Below are 23,082 nucleotides of genomic sequence, written 5' to 3' on the forward strand. Positions count from 1 at the left end.
GCGCAGCGCCCTTGGTTTCCGGAACCGTCGCCCAAATATCTTTTTATACGCTTGCACATTCATGTGCAGCCATAAATAATTCTCTTATGCTATTGCCGCTAAACAGTGCGGCGCTGCCATAATACACCGTCCTCAACTGGCCCTGAGCGACCCAAAGGATTAGTTTGAATATCGAAACACGCGAAATTACCTTAGATCCCGCTGATAACCACCGTCTGCTGAGCCTTTGTGGCCCGTTTGACGACAATATCAAGCAGCTTGAGCGTCGGTTAGGCATTGAAATCAACCGCCGTGACAACGCGTTCAAGCTGGTCGGCAAAGCCCTGTGCGTCAATGCTGCCGCAACTATTCTGCGCGATCTGTATGTGGATACGGCACCGGTGCGGGGCCATATTCCGGATATCGATCCGGAACAGATCCATCTGGCGATTAAAGAGAATCGGGTGCTGGAGCAGGCTGATGACCACGTGCCTGAGTTTGGCAAGGCGGTAAATATTAAGACCAAACGCGGCGTAATCAAGCCGCGTACGCCCAACCAGGCGCAGTACGTTGCCAACGTGCTCGATCACGACATCACCTTTGGCATCGGTCCGGCGGGTACGGGTAAAACCTATCTGGCCGTGGCGGCCGCCGTTGATGCGCTGGAGCGCCAGGAAGTGCGCCGCATCATGCTGACGCGTCCTGCGGTCGAGGCCGGTGAAAAGCTCGGCTTCCTGCCGGGCGATCTCAGCCAGAAGGTAGACCCCTACCTGCGTCCCCTGTATGACGCGCTGTTTGAAATGCTGGGCTTTGAGCGCGTGGAAAAGCTGATTGAGCGAAACGTGATTGAAGTTGCGCCGCTGGCGTATATGCGCGGTCGTACGCTCAACGACGCCTTTATTATTCTCGATGAAAGCCAGAACACCACCATTGAACAGATGAAAATGTTTCTGACACGCATCGGGTTTAACTCTAAAGCGGTCATCACCGGCGACGTGACGCAGATTGACCTGCCGCGTAACCTCAAGTCCGGCCTGCGCCACGCCATTGAGGTGCTTTCAGAGGTGGACGACATTAGCTTTAACTTCTTCCACAGCGAAGACGTGGTACGCCATCCGGTGGTTGCCCGCGTGGTTATCGCTTATGAAGCCTGGGAAGCGGCCGATCAAAAACGCCGTGACGCACAGGCCGAAGAGCGCAAGCGTGAAGCTCTGGCGCTTCAGCTCGCCGCGCAGGAGCCAAAATGAGTACCGTAATTCTTGATTTGCAGCTTGCCTGCGAAAAGGTGGAGGGCCTGCCGGCTGAATCTGATTTTCAGGGCTGGCTGGAGGCGGTTCTGCCTCAGTTCCAGGAAGAGAGTGAAGTGACAATTCGTGTGGTTGATGATGCGGAAAGCCGCATGCTGAATCACACCTACAGAAGTAAAGATAAGCCGACTAACGTCCTCTCTTTCCCGTTCGAAGCCCCGCCGGGTATCGAGCTTCCGCTGCTTGGCGATCTGATCATTTGCCGCCAGGTTGTGGAGCAGGAAGCGGCTGAGCAGGAAAAACCGCTGCTGGCCCACTGGGCGCACATGGTTATTCACGGTAGCCTGCATTTACTGGGTTATGACCACATTGAAGACGACGAAGCCGAAGAGATGGAGTCGATCGAGACCGAGATAATGCTTGCTCTTGGCTATGACGACCCGTACATTTCGGAGAAAGCGTTACCCTAAGCAGGCCAGCTGGCCTGATACCATCCCTGCCTCGCCTGTCGCGGCAGGGATATCTTCTTCTCACGACAAGAGTGACAGAAACAAAAACGCCATGAGCGATGACCATTCACAGAATAATGACAGTCCCAGTAGTAAAAAGGGATTCTTTACCCTTCTCCTCAACCAGCTATTTCACGGTGAGCCTAAAAACCGTGATGACCTGTTAGAGCTTATCCGCGACTCCGAACAGAACGAGCTGATCGATCCCGATACCCGGGACATGCTTGAAGGCGTGATGGATATTGCCGGGCAGCGCGTTCGGGACATCATGATCCCCCGCTCACAGATGGTCACTCTGAAGCGTAATCAGACGCTGGAAACCTGTCTGGATACCATTATAGAGTCGGCCCACTCCCGTTTCCCGGTCATCAGCGAAGATAAAGATCACGTTGAAGGTATCCTGATGGCAAAGGATCTGCTGCCTTTTATGACCAGCGGATCGGCGCCGTTCAGCATGGAGATGGTTTTGCGCCCGGCCGTGGTGGTGCCTGAGAGCAAGCGCGTTGACCGTATGCTCAAGGAGTTCCGCTCACAGCGTTATCATATGGCGATTGTCATTGATGAATTTGGCGGCGTTTCCGGGCTGGTGACCATCGAGGACATCCTTGAGCTGATTGTGGGTGAGATCGAAGATGAATATGACGATGAAGAAGATCGTGATATCCGTCAGCTGAGTCGCCATACCTATACCCTGCGCGCCCTGACGCCGATTGAAGATTTCAATGACATTTTCGACACCAGCTTCAGCGATGAAGAGGTCGATACCATCGGCGGTCTGGTGATGCAGGCGTTTGGTCACCTGCCTGCGCGCGGTGAAAGCATCGAAATTGACGGCTATCAGTTCAAAGTCGCCATGGCGGACAGCCGTCGTATCATTCAGGTTCACGTCAGAATTCCGGAAAATTCGCCGCAACCGATTTTGGAAGAATAATTCGCAATGGCTATTGCTTCACTCTATCAGCGCCAGCGGGTTCGCCTGCTTTTAGCGCTGTTGACGGGTGCCTGTGGCACCCTTTCATTTTCGCCTTATGATTTCTGGCCAGCGGCTATTGTGTCGCTGGTGGGCCTGCTGGCCCTTACCCTTAATCGATCGGTCCGTCAGGCCACGGCGATAGGCTTTGTATGGGGGATGGGCCTGTTCGGCAGTGGTATTAACTGGGTCTATGTCAGTATCGCCACCTTCGGGGGAATGCCGGGGCCGGTCAACGTTTTCCTGGTTATCCTGCTGGCCGCCTGGCTTTCGCTGTTCACGCTGCTATTTGCCGCCGTGCTTAACCGCCTGTTTCCCCGAACCACGTTTGTTCGCCTGGTTATTGCGGCGCCGGCGCTATGGCAGGTCACCGAGTTTCTGCGTGGCTGGATCCTGACGGGCTTTCCATGGCTACAGTTCGGCTATAGCCAGATTGACGGTCCGCTCAAAGGACTGGGTCCATTACTGGGCGTTGAAGGCATTACCTTTGTGCTGATGATGGTCGCGGGGCTGGCGGTTTACGCCGTGGTGAAGCGCCACTGGATAGCCGCCGTCGTGGCGCTGGCTTTGCTTCTGCTTCCCTGGCCGCTGCGTCAGCTTAGCTGGTATCAGGCAATGCCAGAGCGCGCCATTAATGTCGCGCTGGTGCAGGGGAATATTCCTCAGTCGCTGAAATGGGATCCTAACCAGCTGATCAATACCCTGAAAACCTATACTGCGCTCACCCGTCCGTTTGTGGGCAAAGCACCGCTGATAATCTGGCCCGAATCGGCCATTCCGGATCTTGAGAGCAATCAGCAGCCTTTCCTGAAGTCGGTCGATGAGGAGTTACGTTCTCAGGGCAGTAGCCTGGTGACCGGCATCGTTGATTCCCGTCTGGAGCATAATCGCTATCATGACTATAACTCGATTATCGTGTTAGGCGGTGAGCAGCCCTATAGCTATAGCAGTAAGAACCGCTATCAGAAAAATCATCTGGTGCCCTTTGGGGAGTTTGTCCCGCTGGAGAGTTTGCTGCGACCGCTGGCACCCTTTTTCGATTTACCGATGTCTTCTTTCAGCCGGGGTGACTATATTCAACCCCAGCTGAAGGTGGCTGGGGTGAATCTGACCGCGGCTATCTGTTATGAGATCGTGCTGGGGCAGCAGGTCCGGGATAATTTCCGTCCGGATACGGATTTCCTGCTGACCATCTCTAACGATGCCTGGTTTGGCCACTCAATCGGCCCATGGCAGCATTTCCAGATGGCCAGAATGCGGGCGCTTGAGCTGGGCCGCCCTTTGCTTCGCGACACCAATAATGGCGTAACGGCGGTGATTAATGCCGATGGCGATGCGGAGGAGATGATCCCACAGTTTACCGCCCGCGTATTGGCGATGCAGGTGGTACCCACTCAGGGTCTGACGCCTTATGCCCGCTTCGGTAACGCATCTGTATGGGTTATCACGCTGTTGTTTGGTTTCATCGCCGTAGTTCTCGGTATCAGAAATCGCCATCGCGCCTGATTTCGGTATTAGTCGAACGGTTTAACCGGCCGGGATTTGTTTGGCCGGTTAATAATTCCAGCGTTTGTTGGCCATCGCAGCTACAGGCTTTGCTGGTCCCTTTGGTTTCGACTGACTGTTGGGGCTGCGGTGCGGGTCTCTCATACAGCGGCGATATCTGAGAAGCCGGTGGATAATCTCGGCGATTGCCGGTGAGTTGTGCAGGCTGGGATTTTTGCTGTGTCGGTGGATAATCCCTGCGGTTGCCGGGCGTCGCAGCTACAGGCTTTGCCTGGTGCCTTTGGCTCCGACTCCGGGCCGGACGGCACGGTCGCGAGCGGGCATCCCTGCCCGCCGCTCCCTGAGTGCAGCATCCCTGCTGCTCTCGCCTGGCCTTCCGTCTTCGCCGCAGCGCTGCGGAATGCCCGTCACCCGCAGGGATTATCCACCTCTCAGGCTTCTGGGCCGCTTTGAGTAAAACCGTTTATCTGTCCACAGATTTCCGAGCCTATCCCCGTTAAGGTTTGCTCTCGCGCAGGATTCGGCTCACTTTTCGATTTAGTTTTTGGTGCCGCTATTTAGGTCATTTATCTGCACCACGAAAAACCAGTCACAACAAACTGTGCACTCTCAGTCTTCTGATTTTCTTCATATCCCAACTATTTTGGTCATTGCATATTTCCTGTACGCATTCATATCTGACGAAGAGTTTCCGGGAATCTCCGATACCGCCCTTACCCGCAGCCAGCACAGTGCAATAAGCAAACGGGTGGGGCCCGGTGACAGGCAATCCGCAGCGCTGAGCGCAGGAAGGAAGACCCGGATGGGCCAGCAGGGATGCTGGCACAAGGGCATGTCGGGACAGGGATGTCACGTCATGCCCGGTCCGAAAGGTCGACGAGCGGAGCGAAGGCACCGCGCCACGCGCGGCGCGAGGACCGCCTGGCACCGGGCACCACTCGTAGGCGACACCCCAGGCCTGTGCAGCATCGGGCCCCACCCGTAGGCGACCAGGCCCTGCCCTTACAGCTATGGGCTCAATACGCAGGCGACATTCGCCAGATCTCCCGCATACCAGATACGACCAGCTGGCGACGGCACTGAGTCTTTAGCAGAGGAGTTTTCTTGTTTTTTTGCAGACTTCTTTCAGTTTTCAAACCTGCCTAAAGAGATTATTTACCCCCCGCAGCCTGCACAATGCAAAAGGAGCCAGCGGGTGGGGCCCGGTGACAGGCAATCCGCAGCGCTGAGCGCAGGGAGGAAGACCCGGATGGGCCAGCAGGGATGCTGGCACAAGGGCATGTCGGGACAGGGATGTCACGTCATGCCCGGTCCGAAAGGTCGACGAGCGGAGCGAAGGCACCGCGCAACGCGCGGCGTGAGGACCGCCAGGCACCGGGCACCACCCGTTGGCGACCACACCCCTACCCCCTGGCGACCACAAGGGCCTCTGTCACACCGGGCCCCACACGTTGGCGACCACCCCAGCCTTTGCACCACCCATTGGCGACATCCCAGCCCTTACAGCACCAGGTACCAGCCGCAGACGACACTCCCGGTCTTATCGCACCCAACGTCGTGCCATCTAAAAACAGAACAACATCCCCCGCTGATTTTTTTTGGAACCCCCAACCCAATTGCCCCACTTAACCTCCTGTGTCCACAACGGTTTCAACACACACACTTTGGCACGATGATTGCAAAATATTACGCAGAAATTGTATCCGGCCTGCAACATTCCTCTTAAAACAGAGTGTCCGCACTGTAACGGTTCATTTCCCGCCCCACGGCGGCGCAGCGCAAAAAAGATGCCCCTCTTTGGTGCGGCACAGTTCGCAAAAAGGAAACTTTTTTGTTTCATTACGTTAACATTCGGCTATGTTAGGGCTGTCCACCGTGCGGCTATGCCCTGGGATATAAAGAAAAGCAGCAAGCAGTCAAAAACCATAACATCATAATCGGCGCGCTTTATTGAGCGCACTAAATGAAGGAGTTGGAGATGAAATTTCGGAAGCTTGGGCTATGCCTTGCACTTTCTGGCCTTGCAGTTGGGATGACCCACGCAGCAGATGCACCTCAAACCACCACCCTGGACAAAATTGCCAAAAATGGCGTGGTAGTTGTCGGCCACCGCGAATCGTCGGTTCCTTTCTCTTATTACGATAACCAGCAAAAAGTTATCGGTTATTCACAGGACTACTCGGACGCCATCGTTGCGGCGATCAAAGCCAAACTGAATAAACCGGATTTACAGGTGAAAATGTTACCCATCACCTCACAAAACCGTATCCCCCTGCTGCAAAACGGCACCTACGATTTTGAGTGTGGATCAACCACCAACAACGCAGAACGCCAACAGCAGGCCGCTTTCTCCGATACCATTTTCGTTATCGGCACCCGTCTGCTGGTGAAAAAAGGCAGCCCGATTAAAGACTTCCCCGATCTTAAAGGCAAAACCGTGGTGGTCACCTCCGGCACCACCTCCGAAATTCTGCTGAATAAGCTCAATGATGACAAAAAAATGGGCATGCGCATCATCAGCGCCAAAGACCACGGCGACTCTTTCCGTACGCTCGAAAGCGGCCGTGCGGTGGCCTTTATGATGGATGATGCCCTGCTGGCCGGTGAGCGAGCCAAGGCGAAAAAACCGGATAACTGGGAAATCGTGGGTACGCCTCAGTCGAAAGAGGCCTATGGCTGCATGCTGCGCAAGGGTGATAGCGATTTCAAAACGCTGATGGATGACACCATCGCGAAAGCCCAGACGTCCGGCGAGGCAGAAAAATGGTTTGGTAAATGGTTCAGCCAGCCCATTCCTCCTAAAAACCTCAATATGAACTTTAGCCTGTCGGATGATATGAAAGCGACATTCAAAACGCCAAACGACAAAGTTCTGAACTAATAATGAAAATAAGGGCGTTCATCTTCGCCCTCTGATTGTTGAAAACAGGCCCGGACAGACAACAGCCTGCCCGGTCGTGACCGTAACGGCCGTACCAGGCGAAGAGTGTAACGTGGTCGTTCCCCACGGCGCACTGAAAGAGCCTCTCATCAATCTTCAGGGTAGCCTCGCTACCCTTTTTTTAACGGAGCCATTTATGTCAATCGACTGGAACTGGGGAATTTTTCTGCAACAGGCCCCATTCGGTAATACCACCTATCTGGGATGGCTGTGGTCCGGCTTTCAGGTCACCATTGCCGTCTCAATCTGTGCATGGATAATTGCTTTCCTGGTCGGCTCGCTGTTTGGCATTTTGCGAACCGTGCCCAATCGCCTGCTTTCCTCCCTCGGCACCTGCTACGTCGAGCTGTTTCGTAACGTTCCGCTGATCGTACAGTTCTTCATCTGGTATCTGGTGGTGCCGGAACTGCTGCCTGAAAGTATCGGCATGTGGTTTAAATCGGAGCTCAATCCCAATATTCAGTTTTTTAGCTGCTCGGTCATCTGCCTGGGACTGTTTACCGCCGCCCGCGTTTGCGAACAGGTGCGGGCCGCAATCCAGTCACTCCCGAGCGGTCAGAAAAATGCCGGGCTGGCGATGGGGCTAACGCTCCCGCAGACCTATCGCTACGTTCTGCTGCCTAATGCCTATCGGGTTATTGTGCCGCCGATGACCTCAGAAATGCTTAATCTGGTCAAGAACTCCGCTATCGCCTCAACCATCGGGCTGGTCGATATGGCCGCGCAGGCGGGCAAGCTGCTGGATTACTCCGCACATGCCTATGAATCTTTTACCGCTATCACCGTCGCCTATATCGCGATCAACGTGGTGGTGATGCTGCTGATGAGCCTGGTTGAGCGCAAAGTGCGGCTCCCCGGCGGCATGGGAGGCAAATAATGTACGAATTTGACTGGAGCACCATCGTTCCTAACCTGCCTTATCTGGCGAAAGGTCTGGTCATCACGCTGAAAATCACCGTGACGGCCATTGTTTTTGGCATTATCTGGGGGACGCTGCTGGCGATTATGCGTCTGTCCAGCATCAAAGCCGTCAGCTGGTTTGCGAAACTGTATGTCAATCTGTTCCGTTCGGTGCCGCTGGTTATGGTGCTGCTATGGTTCTATTTGGTAGTCCCCAGCTTTCTGCAACAGGTACTGGGCATCTCGCCAAAGACCGATATCCGTCTGATCTCGGCGATGGTGGCCTTCTCGCTGTTTGAGGCGGCCTACTATTCGGAAATTATTCGCGCCGGGATTATCAGTATCGCGGGCGGACAGGGGAAAGCCGCGCTGGCGCTGGGGATGACGCCGTGGCAGTCAATGAAACTAATTATACTGCCGCAGGCCTTTCGCGCCATGATCCCTCTGCTGCTTACTCAGGGGATTGTGCTGTTCCAGGATACCTCCCTGGTCTACGTGCTTAGCCTGGCAGACTTCTTCAGAACCGCAGATACCATCGGTATCAACAACGGCACGGAGATTGAAATGGTGCTGTTTGCCGGTGCGGTCTATTTCGTTATCAGCCTTAGCGCCTCACTGCTGGTCAGCTACTTAAAGAAAAAAAGGACAGTTTAAATGATTACCCTGAAAAACGTTTCTAAGTGGTACGGTCACTTTCATGTGCTGACCGACTGCTCTACCGAAGTCAAAAAAGGCGAAGTGGTGGTGGTGTGCGGCCCGTCAGGTTCGGGTAAGTCCACGCTGATCAAAACGGTCAACGGGCTGGAGCCGGTGCAGAAAGGCAATATTGAAGTCAACGGCACCGCCGTTAACGACAAGCGTACCAATCTGGCCCAGCTGCGTTCTCATGTCGGCATGGTCTTCCAGCATTTCGAGCTGTTTCCTCATCTGACGATTGTCGAAAACCTGACCATTGCGCAGGTAAAGGTGCTGAAACGCAACAAAGACGAAGCGCGAGAGAAGGGACTGAAGCTGCTGGCCCGGGTTGGCCTTTCAGCTCATGCCAACAAGCACCCAGGCCAGCTATCGGGGGGGCAGCAGCAGCGCGTAGCCATTGCCCGCGCGCTCTGTATGGATCCGATCGCCATGCTATTCGATGAGCCAACGTCGGCGCTGGACCCCGAGATGATCAACGAAGTGCTGGACGTGATGGTGGAGCTGGCTAATGAGGGGATGACCATGATGGTGGTCACGCACGAAATGGGTTTTGCACGTAAGGTGGCTAACCGGGTTATCTTTATGGATGAGGGAAAAATCGTGGAAGACTCGCCAAAAGATGATTTCTTCAATAACCCGCAATCCGATCGCGCCAGAGATTTCCTGGCGAAAATACTGCACTAATGTGGCTTTGGTTAAAGCCTGAGCTTGCATGGCTGTGGCTAAAGCCTGAGATTGCGTGGCTTTGGCTAAAGCTAAGCTCGCTGTCTGGTGGAAACCTAAAAGGCGACTCGCGTCGCCCTTTAAGGAATTACGGCTCAAAAGGTTGGCGATTAAACCGGTCATGGCCGCATTCCGGGCAGCGGGTAAGCGCTTCTGGCGTATAGATTGCGCGGGTAAAGTGGCACTGTTCACAAACCAGATTTCCCAGTCCGACAACCTCACCACTTTGATAAACCCCATGATGGTTGAGATCCTGAAAGACCTCGCGCCACTCGAGCTGGCTTTTATCCGTGATGTCTGCCAGCTCCTTCCAGACGCTTTCACGTATTACCCGCATAAAAACGCTGTCGCTGCTGTCGCGCGTGTTTTCGGTATAGCTACGGGCGAACTCCTGTAAATCGCGGCGAACTGCCCGGGTTACGTCGTCAATCTGTGCGTGAGTCAGCTCCCCCCGGTTGATCATCCGCTGCCTGCCGCTTTCGACCAGCGCATCAATATTATGCTCGCCCTGATTAATTCTTTCGGTCAGCGAAGCGACCAGTTCATGGTAATACTGAGCAACCTTGTTCATTTTCTCTCCTGAACGTTCCAAAGCGTTTCGCTTTAAAGTCTAGCCTGAAACCAGAAATTGCGCGTAGAAGTCCTCCACCGACAGCAAAATTTGCCTGCCGTCTTCCAGCTTGCAGAGAAATGCCACCCGGGCGGCCAGTTACTATTGTTGCGCTGGTTGCTTATCAGCTATGCTATGCCGATCTAAACGAAATCATAAAGTTTACAAAGGACCACTGGCTGCCATGCAAGAGCAATACCGCCCGGAAGAGATAGAATCCCATGTTCAACAGCACTGGGATGAGAAGCAAACGTTCAGCGTTACCGAAGATACAGGTAAAGAGAAGTACTACTGCCTCTCCATGCTGCCCTATCCTTCTGGTCGCCTACATATGGGCCATGTGCGCAACTACACCATCGGTGACGTGATCTCGCGTTACCAGCGCATGTTGGGTAAAAACGTATTACAGCCTATTGGTTGGGACGCTTTCGGCCTGCCCGCTGAAGGCGCGGCGGTCAAAAACAAGACGGCTCCCGCCCCCTGGACCTACGAAAATATCGACTATATGAAGAAGCAGCTGAAGCTGCTGGGCTTTGGCTATGACTGGAATCGTGAACTGGCGACCTGTCAGCCGGAGTACTATCGCTGGGAGCAGTGGTTCTTTACCAAACTCTATGAAAAGGGCCTGGTTTATAAAAAAACCTCGGCGGTTAACTGGTGTCCGAACGACCAGACCGTGCTGGCTAACGAACAGGTTATTGATGGCTGCTGCTGGCGCTGCGACAGCAAGGTTGAGCGCAAAGAGATCCCGCAGTGGTTCGTGAAAATCACTGCCTATGCCGATGAGCTGCTGAACGATCTGGATACGCTGGAGAGCTGGCCTGAGCAGGTCAAAACCATGCAGCGTAACTGGATTGGTCGCTCAGAAGGCGTCGAGATCGCTTTTAAGGTCGAAAACAGTAGCGAAACGCTGCGCGTTTATACCACGCGCCCGGACACCTTTATGGGTGTGACCTACCTGGCCGTTGCCGCGGGTCACCCGCTGGCGGCCCAGGCGGCTGCCTCTAACCCTGCCCTGGCAGACTTCATCGCTGAATGCCGCAACACCAAGGTTGCCGAGGCTGAAATGGCCACGATGGAGAAAAAAGGCATGCCGACCGGTCTGTACGCCCAGCACCCGCTGACCGGTGAAACAGTACCGGTATGGGCGGCAAACTTCGTGCTGATGGAGTACGGTACCGGCGCAGTGATGGCCGTTCCGGCCCACGACCAGCGTGACTGGGAGTTTGCTACCAAATATGCCCTGTCGATCAAACCGGTTATCCTGAACGCCGACGGCAATGAACCCGACGTAAGTTCTGCGGCCATGACCGAGAAAGGCACCCTGTTCAATTCTGGTGAATTCAATGGGTTATCCTCTGAAGAGGGCTTTAACGCCATTGCCAACAATCTGGTGGCGAAAGGCGTTGGCGAGCGCAAGGTAAACTATCGCCTGCGCGACTGGGGTGTATCACGCCAGCGCTACTGGGGTGCGCCAATCCCGATGGTGACGCTGGAAGACGGCACCGTTATGCCAACGCCTGAAGATCAGCTGCCGGTCATTCTGCCGGAAGACGTCCTGATGGACGGCATCACCAGCCCGATTAAAGCCGACCCGGAGTGGGCGAAAACCACCGTTAACGGTCAGCCCGCGCTGCGTGAGACCGATACCTTCGACACCTTTATGGAGTCGTCATGGTACTACGCCCGCTACACCTGCCCGGATTACGATAAAGGCATGCTGGACCCGGCGGCGGCAAACTACTGGCTTCCGGTGGACCAGTACGTTGGCGGCATCGAGCACGCGATTATGCACCTGCTCTACTTCCGCTTTTTCCACAAGCTGCTACGCGACGCGGGTCTGGTCACGTCAGACGAGCCCGCCAAACGCCTGCTGTGCCAGGGTATGGTACTGGCCGATGCCTTCTATTACACCGGCGAAAATGGTGAACGCAACTGGGTTTCACCGGTTGAGGTCACCCTCCAGCGCGATGAGAAAGGCCGCATCACCGAGGCAACCGACAGCACTGGCCGCGAGCTGACTTACGCGGGCATGAGTAAAATGTCCAAGTCGAAGAATAACGGTATCGATCCGCAGGTGATGGTTGAGCGCTACGGCGCAGATACCGTCCGTCTGTTTATGATGTTTGCTTCTCCGGCCGACATGACGCTGGAATGGCAGGAGTCCGGCGTGGAAGGCGCCAACCGCTTTATGAAGCGCGTGTGGAAGCTGGTCTTTGAGCATACGGAAAAAGGCGCATGCGCGAGTCTGGATATCGCCACCCTCAATGATGCGCAGAAAGCGCTGCGTCGCGATCTACATAAGACCATTGCTAAAGTCTCCGACGATATTGGTCGCCGTCAGACCTTCAATACCGCGATTGCGGCGGTGATGGAGCTGATGAACAAGCTGCTGCGCGCTCCGCAGGAGAGCGAGCAGGACCGCGCCCTGATGCAGGAAGCGCTGATGGCGGTTGTGCGCATGCTCTATCCTTTCACCCCGCACGCCAGCTTCGTGCTGTGGCAGGCGCTGGGTGGTGCTGGCGAGGTAGATAACGCCCCGTGGCCGCAGGCGGATGAAGAGGCGATGGTCGAAGATTCTCTGCTGGTGGTCGTCCAGGTTAATGGTAAAGTACGTGGCAAAATTACCGTTCCGGCTGATGCCACACAGGAACAGGTTCAGGCGCGGGCAGCGCAGGAGCATCTGGTCGCCAAATATCTTGATGGCGTCTCCATTCGTAAAGTGATTTACGTACCGGGCAAGCTGCTTAACCTGGTCGTGGGTTGATGTCAGGAGGAATTGTGCGAAATCCAGTAATGTCATTGTTAGTTGGCCTGGCGGTGTTGATCACCGCGGGCTGCGGCTATCATCTGCGCGGGACCACCTCGGTCCCACCGGAGATGAAAACCATGATCGTCGACACCGGAGACCCCTACGGTCCGCTGGCCCGCGCCGTGCGCGAACAGCTCCGTCTGAATAACGTAACCATCCTTGAAAAACCCGGCCTGCGTAAAGACGTTCCGTCGCTGCGCCTGCAGGGTGAAACGCAGGGACGGGATACCGCCTCGATCTTCCAGGATGGTAAAACCGCCGAGTACTCACTGATGATGACGGTCAATGCCCAGGTGCTGATCCCGAACAAGGGGATTTACCCGATCAGCGCAACGGTCTATCGCTCCTTCTTCGATAACCCGCTGGCGGCCCTGGCAAAAGACTCAGAGCAGAACATAATCATCACCGAAATGCGGACCCAGGCGGCCCAGCAGCTGGTGCGTAAGCTGTTGACCGTGCATGCGGCGGAAAACGACAGCGCGATTGATACGCTGAACGCCTCCCCGTCCGCGATCGATCAGATGTCCCCACGTTCTGTCCTGCCTGACAGTTCTCTGGCGAAATGATCAGGATTTATCCTGAACAGCTCAGCGCGCAGCTCCATGAGGGGCTGCGCGCCTGCTATATCCTTACCGGTAATGAACCCCTGCTGCTTCAGGAGTCTCAGGACGCCATACGTGCAGCGGCTCAGCAGCAGGATTTCACCGAACATTTCAGCGTTGTCATTGATGCCCATACCGAATGGGACACTATTTTCTCTACCTGCCAGGCGCTGAGTCTGTTTGCCAGCCGCCAGACACTGCTTCTTACCCTGCCGGAAAACGGCCCGAATGCGGCGATCGGCGAGCAGCTGGTCACGCTGTCCACGCTTCTTCATGCCGATATCCTGCTGATCCTGCGTGCCACAAAGCTGACTAAAGCCCAGGAGAATAGCGCCTGGTATAAAGCCCTGAGTGCCCATGCCGTTGTGGTGCCCTGCCAGACCCCAGAGCAGGCGCAGCTCCCCCGCTGGGTATCCGCCCGGGCAAAAAGTCTTAAGCTAACGCTGGATGACGCGGCAACGCAGCTGCTTTGCTACTGCTACGAAGGTAATCTGCTGGCGCTGGTTCAGGCACTTGAGCGACTGTCGCTGCTGTGGCCGGACGGCAAGCTAACGCTGCCCAGGGTTGAGGAAGCAGTCAATGATTCTGCACACTTTACCCCTTTCCACTGGGTGGATGCGCTACTGGCGGGCAAGAACAAGCGCGCCCGGCACATTCTCAGGCAGATGCAGGCGGAAGACAGCGAGCCGGTTATTCTGCTGCGTACCGTCCAGCGGGAGCTGATGATGCTGCTGAATTTGCAGCGTCAGATGGCAGGCACGCCGCTGCGTACGCTATTCGATCAGCATCGCGTCTGGCAAAACCGGCGGGCGCTGTACGGCGAAGCGCTACAGAGACTCTCTGCCCGGCAGCTCGCTCAGGCTTTCAGCCTGCTAACGCGTATTGAGCTGACGCTTAAACAGGATTACGGTCAGGATATCTGGCCCGATCTGGAAACGCTGTCGCTGCTGCTGTGCAGCAGCACCTTCCCCGAGCATTTTTGCGATGTCTGATAACCCGGGGCTGCATGCTCTTTTTGGCGGGACCTTCGATCCCATCCATTACGGCCATTTGAAACCGGTTGAGGCGCTGGCGGCGCTGACCGGCCTGAGTAAAATTACGCTGCTCCCTAATAACGTACCGCCGCACCGCCCTCAGCCTGAAGCTACACCGGCCCAGCGGGTCGCGATGGTCAGGCTGGCGATTGCCGGTAATCCGCTTTTTGATGTTGACCTGCGCGAAATGCAGCGTGAAACGCCCTCCTGGACGTTTGAAACGCTCACCGTGCTGCGCCAGGAGCGCGGTGAACAACAATCCCTGGCATTTATCATTGGCCAGGATTCACTGCTGAGTCTGCATAAGTGGCATCGCTGGCAGGATTTGCTCTCTCTGACGCATCTGCTGGTGCTTAAGCGTCCGGGCTACGATAGCCAGCTGGAAACGCCTGAGCTGCAACAGTGGCTCTCAAAACACCTGACCACCGATCCCCGGCAGCTGCATGCATCTCCGGCAGGCCTTATTTATCTGGCCGCCACCCCGCTGCTGGCAATTTCAGCAACGGAAATACGCGAGCGGCGCCATCATAATCAATCCTGCGACGGGCTTCTTCCCGCCGCCGTGCTGGCATTCATCAATGATGCGGGTTTATATCGCAACCCCTAAGCTCATGGTATACTTCGCCGCTAAATTTTCCGGATCCACCGGAAAAAATCACTGTCAGGCTTAAAACCCAAGGGGGAACCTTTTGCAAGGTCAAGCACTCCAAGACTTCGTCATTGATAAGATCGACGATTTAAAAGGCCAGGATATTGTTTCTGTTAACGTTCAGGGCAAATCCAGCATCACCGACTGCATGATTATCTGCACCGGCACCTCAACGCGTCACGTCGCCTCCATTGCCGATCATGTGGTACAGGAAAGCCGTGCCGCAGGCCTGAAGCCGCTCGGCGTCGATGGCAAAGCGACCGCCGACTGGGTCGTGGTCGATCTCGGTGACGTTATTGTACATGTTATGCAGGAAGAGAGCCGCCTCCTCTACGAACTTGAAAAGCTCTGGAGTTAAGACGTGAAGCTGCAGCTTGTCGCCGTCGGCACGAAAATGCCGGACTGGGTGCAAAGCGGATTTATGGAATATCTCCGTCGCTTTCCGAAAGATATGCCGCTGGAGCTGGTTGAGGTTCCGGCAGGCAAGCGCGGCAAAAATGCTGATATCAGGCGCATCCTCGATAAAGAGGGTGAGCTGATGCTGGCAGCGATGGGGAAAGGAAATCGTATCGTTACGCTGGATATTCCCGGTCAGCCGTGGGAAACCCCACACCTGGCCACCCAGCTGGAGCGCTGGAAGCAGGATGGCCGGGACGTCAGCCTGTTGATCGGCGGGCCGGAAGGGCTGTCTCCCGCCTGTAAAGCGGCGGCAGAACAGAGCTGGTCACTCTCCGCGCTTACCCTGCCCCATCCGCTGGTTCGCGTGCTGGTGGCTGAGAGCCTGTATCGTGCATGGAGCATTACTGCGAATCATCCTTATCACCGCGAATAGGCGATAGGATCAACCGGATACACTAAAACAGCGGATGAAACTACAACGCAACTCTTTTCGTGACTACACCGCCGAACAGACGCTGTTTGTCCGCCGGGCGCTGACCGCTTTTTTAGGCATTTTACTGCTCTCCGGCGTACTGGTGGTCAACCTGTATCACCTGCAAATTATTCGCTACGGTGACTACAGTACCCGTTCTAACAATAACCGCATCAAGCTGGTGCCGGTCGCCCCCAGCCGCGGGATTATTTTTGATCGCAACGGCGTTCCTCTGGCATTAAACCGAACCATTTATCAGATTGAGCTGGTGCCGGAAAAGGTGGAAGACCTTGAAAAAACCCTTCAGGCCCTCCGACCCATTGTCGATCTGAGCGATGAAGATCTGATAGCCTTTCAAGCGGAGCGTAAACGCTCCCGCCGCTTTACCTCTATTCCGGTAAAAACTGCCCTGAACGACGTTCAGGTTGCCCGGTTTGCCGTCAATCAGTACGCTTTTCCAGGTGTGGAAGTCAAAGGCTATCAGCGCCGCTACTACCCCTATAATTCCGCACTTACTCACGTGTTGGGCTATGTATCCAAAATCAACGATCGCGACGTTGACCGGCTGGATAAAGAGGGGAAATGGCCGAACTATGCGGCCACCCACGATATCGGCAAGCTGGGGATTGAGCGCTTTTACGAAGAGATGCTGCACGGTAAAACCGGTTATGAAGAGGTGGAAGTTAACAACCGCGGCCGGGTTATTCGCCAGCTTCATGAGCAGCCACCGCAGGCGGGACAGGACATTTACCTGACCATCGACCTCAAGCTCCAGCAGTATATCGAAACCCTGCTGGCGGGCAGTCGCGCGGCGGTGGTCGTCACCGATCCTCGCAGCGGAGACATTCTCGCGCTGGTCTCCATGCCCAGCTACGATCCTAATCTGTTTGTGGATGGCATCAGCAGTAAGGATTACAACATGCTGCTCAACGATCCCAACCGTCCACTGATTAACCGCACCACGCAGGGAGCCTATCCTCCTGCCTCGACGGTAAAACCCTATATCGCCGTTTCCGCACTGACCAGCGGGGTGATTAACAGAAATACCAGCCTGTTCGATCCGGGATGGTGGCAGCTTCCCGGCTCTGAGAAACGCTTTCGCGACTGGAAACACTGGGGGCATGGGCGTCTGAATGTCACCAAGTCTCTCGAGGAATCGGCAGATACCTTTTTCTATCAGGTTGCCTATGATATGGGCATTGATCGTCTGTCGGAATGGATGAATAAATTTGGCTACGGTCACCTGACCGGTATTGACCTGGTGGAAGAGACGCCGGGCAATATGCCTACCCGCGAATGGAAAATGAAGCGGTTTAAAAAACCCTGGTATCAGGGCGATACCATTCCGGTCGGCATTGGTCAGGGCTACTGGACCGCGACGCCGGTTCAGATGAATAAAGCCATGATGACGCTGATTAACGACGGCGTGGTAAAAACGCCTCATCTGATGATGGCGAACGTCGTCGACAACGTCAAAGTCCCTTATCGTCAGCCCGAGACGCCTCCCATTGCGGATATTCATTCCGGTTACTGGGAGATTGCGAAAGACGGGATGTACGGCGTGGCTAACCGTCCTAACGGCACCGCGCGTAAAAGCTTTCAGGATGCGCCTTATAAAATCGCCGCGAAGTCAGGTACCGCCCAGGTCTATGGCCTGAAGGCGAATGAAACCTATAATGCGCACCGGATCGCCGAGCATCTGCGCGATCATAAGCTGATGACCGCCTTTGCCCCTTATGATAATCCTCGCGTGGCGGTGACGATGATTCTGGAAAACGGCGGTGCTGGCCCTGCGGTTGGTACCATCATGCGACAGATTCTGGACCACATCATGCTTGGCGACAACAATACCAATCTGCCCGATGCGGCACCCGTCCCGTCGGGCTATGAAGGTGAGTGACATGAACGATCGTCATCAGAAGCGTACTTTCTGGACCAGAATACACGTCGATCCGACATTCTTTATTCTGATTTCGGCCCTGCTGGTTTACAGCGCTCTGGTTATCTGGAGCGCCAGCGGCCAGGATCCCGGCATGATGGAGCGAAAAATTGGCCAAATCGCCATGGGCTTTGTCATGATGATGGTTATGGCGCAAATCCCGCCCCGGGTGTACGAGGGGTGGGCACCCTATCTCTATATTCTCTGCGTGGTGCTGCTGATTGCCGTTGACGCTTTTGGTCATATCAGTAAAGGTGCCCAGCGCTGGCTTGACCTGGGGATCGTGCGTTTCCAACCCTCGGAGATAGCAAAAATTGCCGTGCCGCTGATGGTGGCCCGCTTTATTAATCGCGATGTTTGCCCCCCCACGCTTAAAAACACCGCCATCGCGCTGGTGCTGATCTTTATGCCCACGCTGCTGGTGGCCGCACAGCCGGACCTGGGAACCGCGATTCTGATCGCCGCCTCCGGCCTGTTTGTCCTGTTTCTGTCTGGCATGAGCTGGAAGCTGATCCTCGTGGCGCTCCTGTTAGTGGCAGCCTTTGTGCCTATCCTGTGGTTCTTTCTGATGCATGACTATCAGCGGGACCGGGTAATGATGCTGCTGGATCCGGAAAGCGATCCGCTGGGCGCGGGCTATCATATTATTCAGTCCAAGATTGCCATCGGCTCCGGCGGCCTGCGCGGCAAAGGCTGGCTGCACGGCACCCAGTCGCAGCTGGAGTTTCTACCCGAACGGCATACCGACTTTATTTTTGCCGTGCTGGCTGAAGAGTTAGGATTAGTCGGCGTGCTGGTATTGCTGGTACTCTACGTGCTGCTGATTATGCGCGGCCTGGTGATGGCCGCCCGCGCACAAACGACCTTTGGACGGGTGATGGCGGGCGGACTGATGCTAATCTTCTTTGTCTATGTTTTTGTTAATATTGGCATGGTAAGTGGCATTTTGCCGGTGGTGGGCGTTCCGCTTCCGCTGGTGAGCTACGGCGGCTCGGCACTGATCGTCCTGATGGCCGGGTTTGGGATTATTATGTCAATCCACACTCATCGAAAACTGTTGTCGAAAAGCGTTTAAAGAGGCTTGGAAAATGCGTAAGGATTGGCTTTGGATTGGCCTGGCGTCGGCTCTGCTGGCAGCCTGTACCACCACCGACCAGCAGGCACCGGTGCAGCAACACGCGCCAGCCTACAACGGCCCGGTAGTCGAAATTAGCGGCGCAGATCCGCATTACGAACCGATCAATCCTGCAACCAGTCAGGATTACACGGTCAACGGAAAAACCTGGCACATTATTAAGGACCCGTCGAATTTCAGTGAAACCGGGCTTGCCAGCGCCTATGGCAGTGAGGCCAGCGGTAACCGTACCGCAACGGGTGAGGAGTTTGATGCTAACGCCCTGACCGCCGCCCACCCTACTCTGCCGCTCCCCAGCTATGTTCGCGTCACTAACCTGGCGAATGGCCGGATGATTGTGGTGCGCGTTAACGATCGTGGTCCCTATATACCTGGCCGCATTATTGACCTGTCGCAGGCGGCGGGCGATCGTCTGAATATTTCCAACAATACCCGCGTCAAGGTGGACTACATTGCCGTGGCTCCGGACGGCTCGCTTTCCGGCCCTGGCACCATCGGGACCACCGTGGCGAAACAGAGTTACGCGCTGCCACCGCGTCCGGATATTGCCGGCGGCATGACGGTAATGGGCGCAGGCGCAGCGGCCAGCGCGGCGTCACCGCAGTCTGCAACTCAACAGCAGGATACCCAACAGGCGGGTTATCAGCAGACCGCAACGCAGCAGCAGGATACCCAGCAGTCGGGTTATCAGCAGCCCGCAACGCAGCAGCAGGATACCCAGCAGTCGGGTTATCAGCAGCCCGCCGCACAGCAGACTGAATCCCACCCGGTAGATAACAGCAGTCTGAATAGTGATGATAACCTGGGTGCGCCGGTGCGCAGCAACGGCTTCCTGGGTGCGCCGCAGCCACTGCGCAACGGCGTACTGGAAGGCAGTGAAGCGGCCGCGGTTGCGGGATCGACCGCTTCCTCCGGCGCCTCCTCCGCCACAGTTTCAACGGCACCTTCTCCGGTCACCTCGCAGGCCGCCGCTGCACCGGTCACTTCACCAGCCGCCGCCGCTTCTGCACCCGCCGCTGCAAGCGGTGGCAGCTGGGCTGTTCAGGTCGGTGCACTGAGCGACAGCGCGCGGGCTCAACAGTTGAAAAACGCCCTGAGCAGGAAGTTCGGCGTTCCCGGTACCGTCAGTAACCAGGGCAAGGTTTACCGGGTTCAGCTGGGGCATTTCAATTCACGCCAGCAGGCCAGCGAACTGCAACGCAGGTTGTTAAGCGAAGCGCAGCAGCAATCATTTATAACCGTCGCCCACTAACGAAACCTGAAGCTGTTTGGCAGGCGTATGACGGCTAGCGGACCGATTAAATCCGTTAGCCGTCAGCAGGTAAAGACGGATGCCGGGCAGGACTGATTTTGCTATAGTGAGTCACTTTTTCTAACTTAGCCCATGGATGTTGTAGTCCTTAATATGAACAATCTTACCTCCTACCACCTGATTAAGCGCCTGACGGCGGGTTCGCTGATTGCACTCAGCCTGACCTCCTTTGCTCACGCAGACGACGTAAATATTAAGACCATGATCCCCGGCGTACCCGATATCGACGCTGAAGCTTATGTGCTTATCGACTACAACTCGGGCAAAGTACTGGCAGAAAAAAATGCCGATGCGCGTCGCGATCCAGCCAGCCTGACAAAAATGATGACCAGCTATGTTATTGGTCAGGCAGTTAAAGCCGGGAAAATCCATCAGGATGACATCGTTACCGTCGGTAAAGATGCCTGGGCAACCGGTAACCCGGTATTTAAAGGGTCGTCCCTGATGTTCCTTAAACCGGGTGACCGCGTACCTGTCTCACAGCTTACCCGCGGTATTGTGCTCCAGTCAGGTAACGATGCCTGTGTGGCCATGGCAGACTACGTTGCCGGCAGCCAGGACGCCTTTGTTGGCCTGATGAACAACTATGTTAAAGCCATCGGTCTGCAAAATACCCATTTTCAGACCGTACACGGCCTGGACGCTGAGGGACAATACAGCTCGGCTCGCGACATGGCGCTGATCGGCCAGGCGCTGATCCGTGACGTCCCGGATGAATACGCGGTTTATAAAGAGAAAGAGTTTACCTTTAACAATATTCGTCAGACCAACCGCAACGGTCTGCTGTGGGATACCAGCCTCCAGGTCGATGGGATTAAAACCGGACACACTGAGGCAGCGGGCTACAATCTGGTTGCTTCCGCTACCGAAGGCCAGATGCGTCTGATCTCTGCAGTAATGGGCGGTCACACCTATAAAGGCCGTGAAACCGAAAGTAAAAAGCTGCTGACCTGGGGTTTCCGTTTCTTTGAAACCGTCGCGCCGCTGAAGGCAGGTAAAGAGTTTGCTTCTGAGCCGGTGTGGTTTGGTAACAGCGATCGCGTCCAGCTGGGCGTGGAAAAAGACGTTTATCTGACCATCCCACGCGGACGCATGAAGGATCTTAAGGCGAGCTACACGCTTAGCAACACTGAGCTACATGCCCCGCTGACCAAAAACCAGGTCGTTGGCACGATCAACTTCCAGCTGGATGGCAAAACCGTTGAGCAGCATCCCCTGGTGGTGCTGAATGATATGCCGGAAGGTGGCTTCCTGGGTCGCATCGTCGATTATATTAAGCTAATGTTCCATCACTGGTTTGGCTAATCGCTCCGGGCAGGCCACCCCGGCCTGCCTTATACAGTGTCATATTGCCCCTTGATTTCGACCCGAAAGCCCCCCATATTTGAAGGATGTTCAGGTTCCCGCTCAGGCGGGAACCTTTGATTTTGCGTTACCGGAGCCCCCCAATGAAAACCAATCTTAAAGAACTGCTCGAATTCCCCACGCCCTTTACCTATAAAGTTATGGGCCTGGCACAGCCAGAGCTGGTTGATCAGGTCGTGGAAGTGGTTCAGCGTCATGCGCCAGGCGACTACTCCCCGGACGTTAAGCCGAGCAGCAAAGGCAATTACCACTCCGTCTCTATCACCATTAATGCGACCCACATTGAGCAGGTAGAAACGCTTTATGACGAACTGGGCCAGATTGAAATTGTTCGCATGGTGCTGTAATCCCGCCAAACTGCGGTGGGTAACTGGTTGTTGCCCGCCGCAAACGCTATACTCCCCTGCCGAATATTGAACGGACCACTCGTTTTGTCACCAGATACGCTGCTTATTCGCCAGCTGGGTTTCCAGCCCTGGGAGCCTGTTTCACAGGCCATGCATACCTTTACCGATCGACGCGACGACGCGACGCCCGATGAAATCTGGCTGGTTGAGCATCCGCCGGTATTCACTCAGGGACAGGCGGGTAAGGCGGAACATCTGCTCATGACCGGGGATATCCCTGTCGTTCAGAGCGATCGCGGCGGTCAGGTAACCTATCACGGCCCCGGACAGCAGGTGATGTACGTAATGGTTAACCTCAAGCGCAGAAAAATCGGCGTGCGACAGCTGGTGACGGCTATTGAGCAAACGGTTATCGACACCCTCGCCTGCTTTTCTCTCTCCGCTTGTGCAAGACCCGATGCACCGGGCGTGTACGTGGATGACAAAAAGATCTGCTCGCTGGGACTGCGCATCCGTAAAGGCTGCTCGTTCCACGGTCTGGCGCTAAATGTCGCGATGGATCTCTCGCCTTTCCTGCGCATCAATCCCTGCGGCTATGCCGGTCTGGAAATGACGCAGCTTAGCGCGCTTAAGCCGGACGTTCAGCCTGCTGAGGTTGGCCCGCTGCTGATTGAAAACTTCGCCCGGCAGCTGGGCTGCTCCGAGATTATCTGGCTGGAAGGCGACAGTCTGCCGCTCGTATAAGCGCGAGTTAATTTACAATTCCGTCACATTTAATGCGGCGACCTGGCTGAAAAGCGGCGGGCGGGATGATATAATTTTCGCGCTTTTATCAAAAAAGTTGAGCCTCACCCCTGGCCTTCAGGAAACAGCCCCGCTGATTATCTGAAGGATGATGGTTAAACAACTCATTAAGTGTTATGCGCACCCGGCGC

22 protein-coding genes are annotated in these 23,082 nt (G+C 55.4%); 21 read left to right on the top strand and 1 reads right to left on the bottom strand.

What is annotated here, in order from left to right:
* Positions 1-164 precede the first annotated feature (164 nt).
* The 9 genes from AC4PCC_RS14705 to AC4PCC_RS14745 all read left to right on the top strand — a co-directional run bounded on the left by AC4PCC_RS14705 (position 165) and on the right by AC4PCC_RS14745 (position 9,432).
* A complete protein-coding gene (locus tag AC4PCC_RS14705) occupies positions 165-1,226 on the top strand; it encodes a PhoH family protein (protein ID WP_492125003.1) in 1,062 nt (353 codons plus the stop codon).
* The gene (ybeY, locus tag AC4PCC_RS14710) at positions 1,223-1,696 is read left to right on the top strand and encodes an rRNA maturation RNase YbeY (RefSeq protein ID WP_492125004.1); all 474 of its coding nucleotides are present in this window, start codon (positions 1,223-1,225) and stop codon (positions 1,694-1,696) included. Before AC4PCC_RS14705 ends, ybeY begins: the two co-directional genes overlap by 4 nt.
* A gap of 91 nt (positions 1,697-1,787) precedes the next feature.
* The gene (gene corC / locus AC4PCC_RS14715) at positions 1,788-2,666 is read left to right on the top strand and encodes a CNNM family magnesium/cobalt transport protein CorC (protein WP_345831149.1); all 879 of its coding nucleotides are present in this window, start codon (positions 1,788-1,790) and stop codon (positions 2,664-2,666) included.
* Positions 2,667-2,672: 6 nt separating this feature from the next.
* Positions 2,673-4,211 carry an apolipoprotein N-acyltransferase gene (gene lnt, locus AC4PCC_RS14720; RefSeq protein WP_345831148.1) on the top strand — a complete coding sequence of 513 codons (1,539 nt, stop codon included), beginning with the start codon at positions 2,673-2,675 and terminating at the stop codon, positions 4,209-4,211.
* Between the two features lie 219 nt (positions 4,212-4,430).
* Positions 4,431-4,664 carry a hypothetical protein gene (locus tag AC4PCC_RS14725; protein WP_492125005.1) on the top strand — a complete coding sequence of 78 codons (234 nt, stop codon included), beginning with the start codon at positions 4,431-4,433 and terminating at the stop codon, positions 4,662-4,664.
* Between the two features lie 1,579 nt (positions 4,665-6,243).
* The gene (locus tag AC4PCC_RS14730; RefSeq protein WP_492127533.1) at positions 6,244-7,092 is read left to right on the top strand and encodes a glutamate/aspartate ABC transporter substrate-binding protein; all 849 of its coding nucleotides are present in this window, start codon (positions 6,244-6,246) and stop codon (positions 7,090-7,092) included.
* 196 nt (positions 7,093-7,288) lie between these two features.
* Positions 7,289-8,029 carry an amino acid ABC transporter permease gene (locus tag AC4PCC_RS14735; protein WP_067705536.1) on the top strand — a complete coding sequence of 247 codons (741 nt, stop codon included), beginning with the start codon at positions 7,289-7,291 and terminating at the stop codon, positions 8,027-8,029.
* Positions 8,029-8,706, top strand: a complete 678-nt coding sequence (gene gltK / locus AC4PCC_RS14740) for a glutamate/aspartate ABC transporter permease GltK (protein WP_067705535.1) — start codon at positions 8,029-8,031, stop codon at positions 8,704-8,706. The genes AC4PCC_RS14735 and gltK overlap by 1 nt, the downstream gene beginning before the upstream one ends.
* The gene (locus tag AC4PCC_RS14745; protein ID WP_492125006.1) at positions 8,707-9,432 is read left to right on the top strand and encodes an amino acid ABC transporter ATP-binding protein; all 726 of its coding nucleotides are present in this window, start codon (positions 8,707-8,709) and stop codon (positions 9,430-9,432) included.
* A 127-nt stretch (positions 9,433-9,559) separates the two neighbouring features.
* On the opposite strand, the gene AC4PCC_RS14750 is transcribed toward AC4PCC_RS14745, so the two are convergent.
* Positions 9,560-10,042, bottom strand: coding sequence for a zinc ribbon-containing protein (locus AC4PCC_RS14750; protein ID WP_067705531.1), 483 nt, complete (start codon positions 10,040-10,042; stop codon positions 9,560-9,562).
* A 223-nt stretch (positions 10,043-10,265) separates the two neighbouring features.
* Here AC4PCC_RS14750 and leuS point away from each other — a divergent pair, with 223 nt between their 5' ends.
* The 12 genes from leuS (at position 10,266) to lipB (ending at position 22,891) form a co-directional block, all read left to right on the top strand.
* Positions 10,266-12,848: a leucine--tRNA ligase gene (leuS, locus tag AC4PCC_RS14755; RefSeq protein WP_492125007.1), complete on the top strand. Its 2,583-nt coding sequence runs from the start codon at positions 10,266-10,268 to the stop codon at positions 12,846-12,848.
* Between the two features lie 14 nt (positions 12,849-12,862).
* Complete coding sequence (gene lptE, locus AC4PCC_RS14760; protein ID WP_345831144.1) at positions 12,863-13,459, top strand: LPS assembly lipoprotein LptE; 597 nt, start codon at positions 12,863-12,865, stop codon at positions 13,457-13,459.
* Complete coding sequence (gene holA, locus AC4PCC_RS14765) at positions 13,456-14,487, top strand: DNA polymerase III subunit delta (protein ID WP_067705527.1); 1,032 nt, start codon at positions 13,456-13,458, stop codon at positions 14,485-14,487. The genes lptE and holA overlap by 4 nt, the downstream gene beginning before the upstream one ends.
* Positions 14,480-15,136, top strand: a complete 657-nt coding sequence (gene nadD, locus AC4PCC_RS14770; protein ID WP_492125008.1) for a nicotinate-nucleotide adenylyltransferase — start codon at positions 14,480-14,482, stop codon at positions 15,134-15,136. The genes holA and nadD overlap by 8 nt, the downstream gene beginning before the upstream one ends.
* A gap of 82 nt (positions 15,137-15,218) precedes the next feature.
* Complete coding sequence (gene rsfS, locus AC4PCC_RS14775) at positions 15,219-15,536, top strand: ribosome silencing factor (protein ID WP_067705523.1); 318 nt, start codon at positions 15,219-15,221, stop codon at positions 15,534-15,536.
* Positions 15,537-15,539: 3 nt separating this feature from the next.
* Positions 15,540-16,010: a 23S rRNA (pseudouridine(1915)-N(3))-methyltransferase RlmH gene (rlmH, locus tag AC4PCC_RS14780; protein WP_067705520.1), complete on the top strand. Its 471-nt coding sequence runs from the start codon at positions 15,540-15,542 to the stop codon at positions 16,008-16,010.
* Between the two features lie 34 nt (positions 16,011-16,044).
* Positions 16,045-17,949, top strand: coding sequence for a peptidoglycan DD-transpeptidase MrdA (gene mrdA, locus AC4PCC_RS14785; RefSeq protein ID WP_067705518.1), 1,905 nt, complete (start codon positions 16,045-16,047; stop codon positions 17,947-17,949).
* Between the two features lies 1 nt (position 17,950).
* Positions 17,951-19,063, top strand: coding sequence for a peptidoglycan glycosyltransferase MrdB (gene mrdB, locus AC4PCC_RS14790; protein ID WP_067705516.1), 1,113 nt, complete (start codon positions 17,951-17,953; stop codon positions 19,061-19,063).
* Positions 19,064-19,076: 13 nt separating this feature from the next.
* Positions 19,077-20,375, top strand: coding sequence for an endolytic peptidoglycan transglycosylase RlpA (gene rlpA / locus AC4PCC_RS14795; protein ID WP_492125009.1), 1,299 nt, complete (start codon positions 19,077-19,079; stop codon positions 20,373-20,375).
* Between the two features lie 153 nt (positions 20,376-20,528).
* Complete coding sequence (gene dacA / locus AC4PCC_RS14800) at positions 20,529-21,740, top strand: D-alanyl-D-alanine carboxypeptidase DacA (RefSeq protein ID WP_492125010.1); 1,212 nt, start codon at positions 20,529-20,531, stop codon at positions 21,738-21,740.
* Positions 21,741-21,883: 143 nt separating this feature from the next.
* Positions 21,884-22,147, top strand: coding sequence for a DUF493 family protein YbeD (gene ybeD / locus AC4PCC_RS14805; RefSeq protein ID WP_067705510.1), 264 nt, complete (start codon positions 21,884-21,886; stop codon positions 22,145-22,147).
* Positions 22,148-22,231: 84 nt separating this feature from the next.
* Positions 22,232-22,891, top strand: coding sequence for a lipoyl(octanoyl) transferase LipB (lipB, locus tag AC4PCC_RS14810; RefSeq protein WP_492125011.1), 660 nt, complete (start codon positions 22,232-22,234; stop codon positions 22,889-22,891).
* Positions 22,892-23,082 lie beyond the last annotated feature (191 nt).

This window comes from Erwinia sp. L03-1 (assembly GCF_058686115.1).

What these genes read in the sequence shown, in the direction of transcription:
- ybeY (WP_492125004.1), top strand. Translation starts at nt 1,223, where the DNA reads ATGAGTACCGTAATTCTTGATTTGCAGCTTGCCTGCGAAAAGGTGGAG.
- corC (WP_345831149.1), top strand. Translation starts at nt 1,788, where the DNA reads ATGAGCGATGACCATTCACAGAATAATGACAGTCCCAGTAGTAAAAAG.
- lnt (WP_345831148.1), top strand. Translation starts at nt 2,673, where the DNA reads ATGGCTATTGCTTCACTCTATCAGCGCCAGCGGGTTCGCCTGCTTTTA.
- AC4PCC_RS14730 (WP_492127533.1), top strand. Translation starts at nt 6,244, where the DNA reads ATGACCCACGCAGCAGATGCACCTCAAACCACCACCCTGGACAAAATT.
- AC4PCC_RS14735 (WP_067705536.1), top strand. Translation starts at nt 7,289, where the DNA reads ATGTCAATCGACTGGAACTGGGGAATTTTTCTGCAACAGGCCCCATTC.
- gltK (WP_067705535.1), top strand. Translation starts at nt 8,029, where the DNA reads ATGTACGAATTTGACTGGAGCACCATCGTTCCTAACCTGCCTTATCTG.
- AC4PCC_RS14745 (WP_492125006.1), top strand. Translation starts at nt 8,707, where the DNA reads ATGATTACCCTGAAAAACGTTTCTAAGTGGTACGGTCACTTTCATGTG.
- AC4PCC_RS14750 (WP_067705531.1), bottom strand. Translation starts at nt 10,042, where the DNA reads ATGAACAAGGTTGCTCAGTATTACCATGAACTGGTCGCTTCGCTGACC.
- leuS (WP_492125007.1), top strand. Translation starts at nt 10,266, where the DNA reads ATGCAAGAGCAATACCGCCCGGAAGAGATAGAATCCCATGTTCAACAG.
- holA (WP_067705527.1), top strand. Translation starts at nt 13,456, where the DNA reads ATGATCAGGATTTATCCTGAACAGCTCAGCGCGCAGCTCCATGAGGGG.
- nadD (WP_492125008.1), top strand. Translation starts at nt 14,480, where the DNA reads ATGTCTGATAACCCGGGGCTGCATGCTCTTTTTGGCGGGACCTTCGAT.
- mrdA (WP_067705518.1), top strand. Translation starts at nt 16,045, where the DNA reads ATGAAACTACAACGCAACTCTTTTCGTGACTACACCGCCGAACAGACG.
- mrdB (WP_067705516.1), top strand. Translation starts at nt 17,951, where the DNA reads ATGAACGATCGTCATCAGAAGCGTACTTTCTGGACCAGAATACACGTC.
- rlpA (WP_492125009.1), top strand. Translation starts at nt 19,077, where the DNA reads ATGCGTAAGGATTGGCTTTGGATTGGCCTGGCGTCGGCTCTGCTGGCA.
- dacA (WP_492125010.1), top strand. Translation starts at nt 20,529, where the DNA reads ATGAACAATCTTACCTCCTACCACCTGATTAAGCGCCTGACGGCGGGT.
- ybeD (WP_067705510.1), top strand. Translation starts at nt 21,884, where the DNA reads ATGAAAACCAATCTTAAAGAACTGCTCGAATTCCCCACGCCCTTTACC.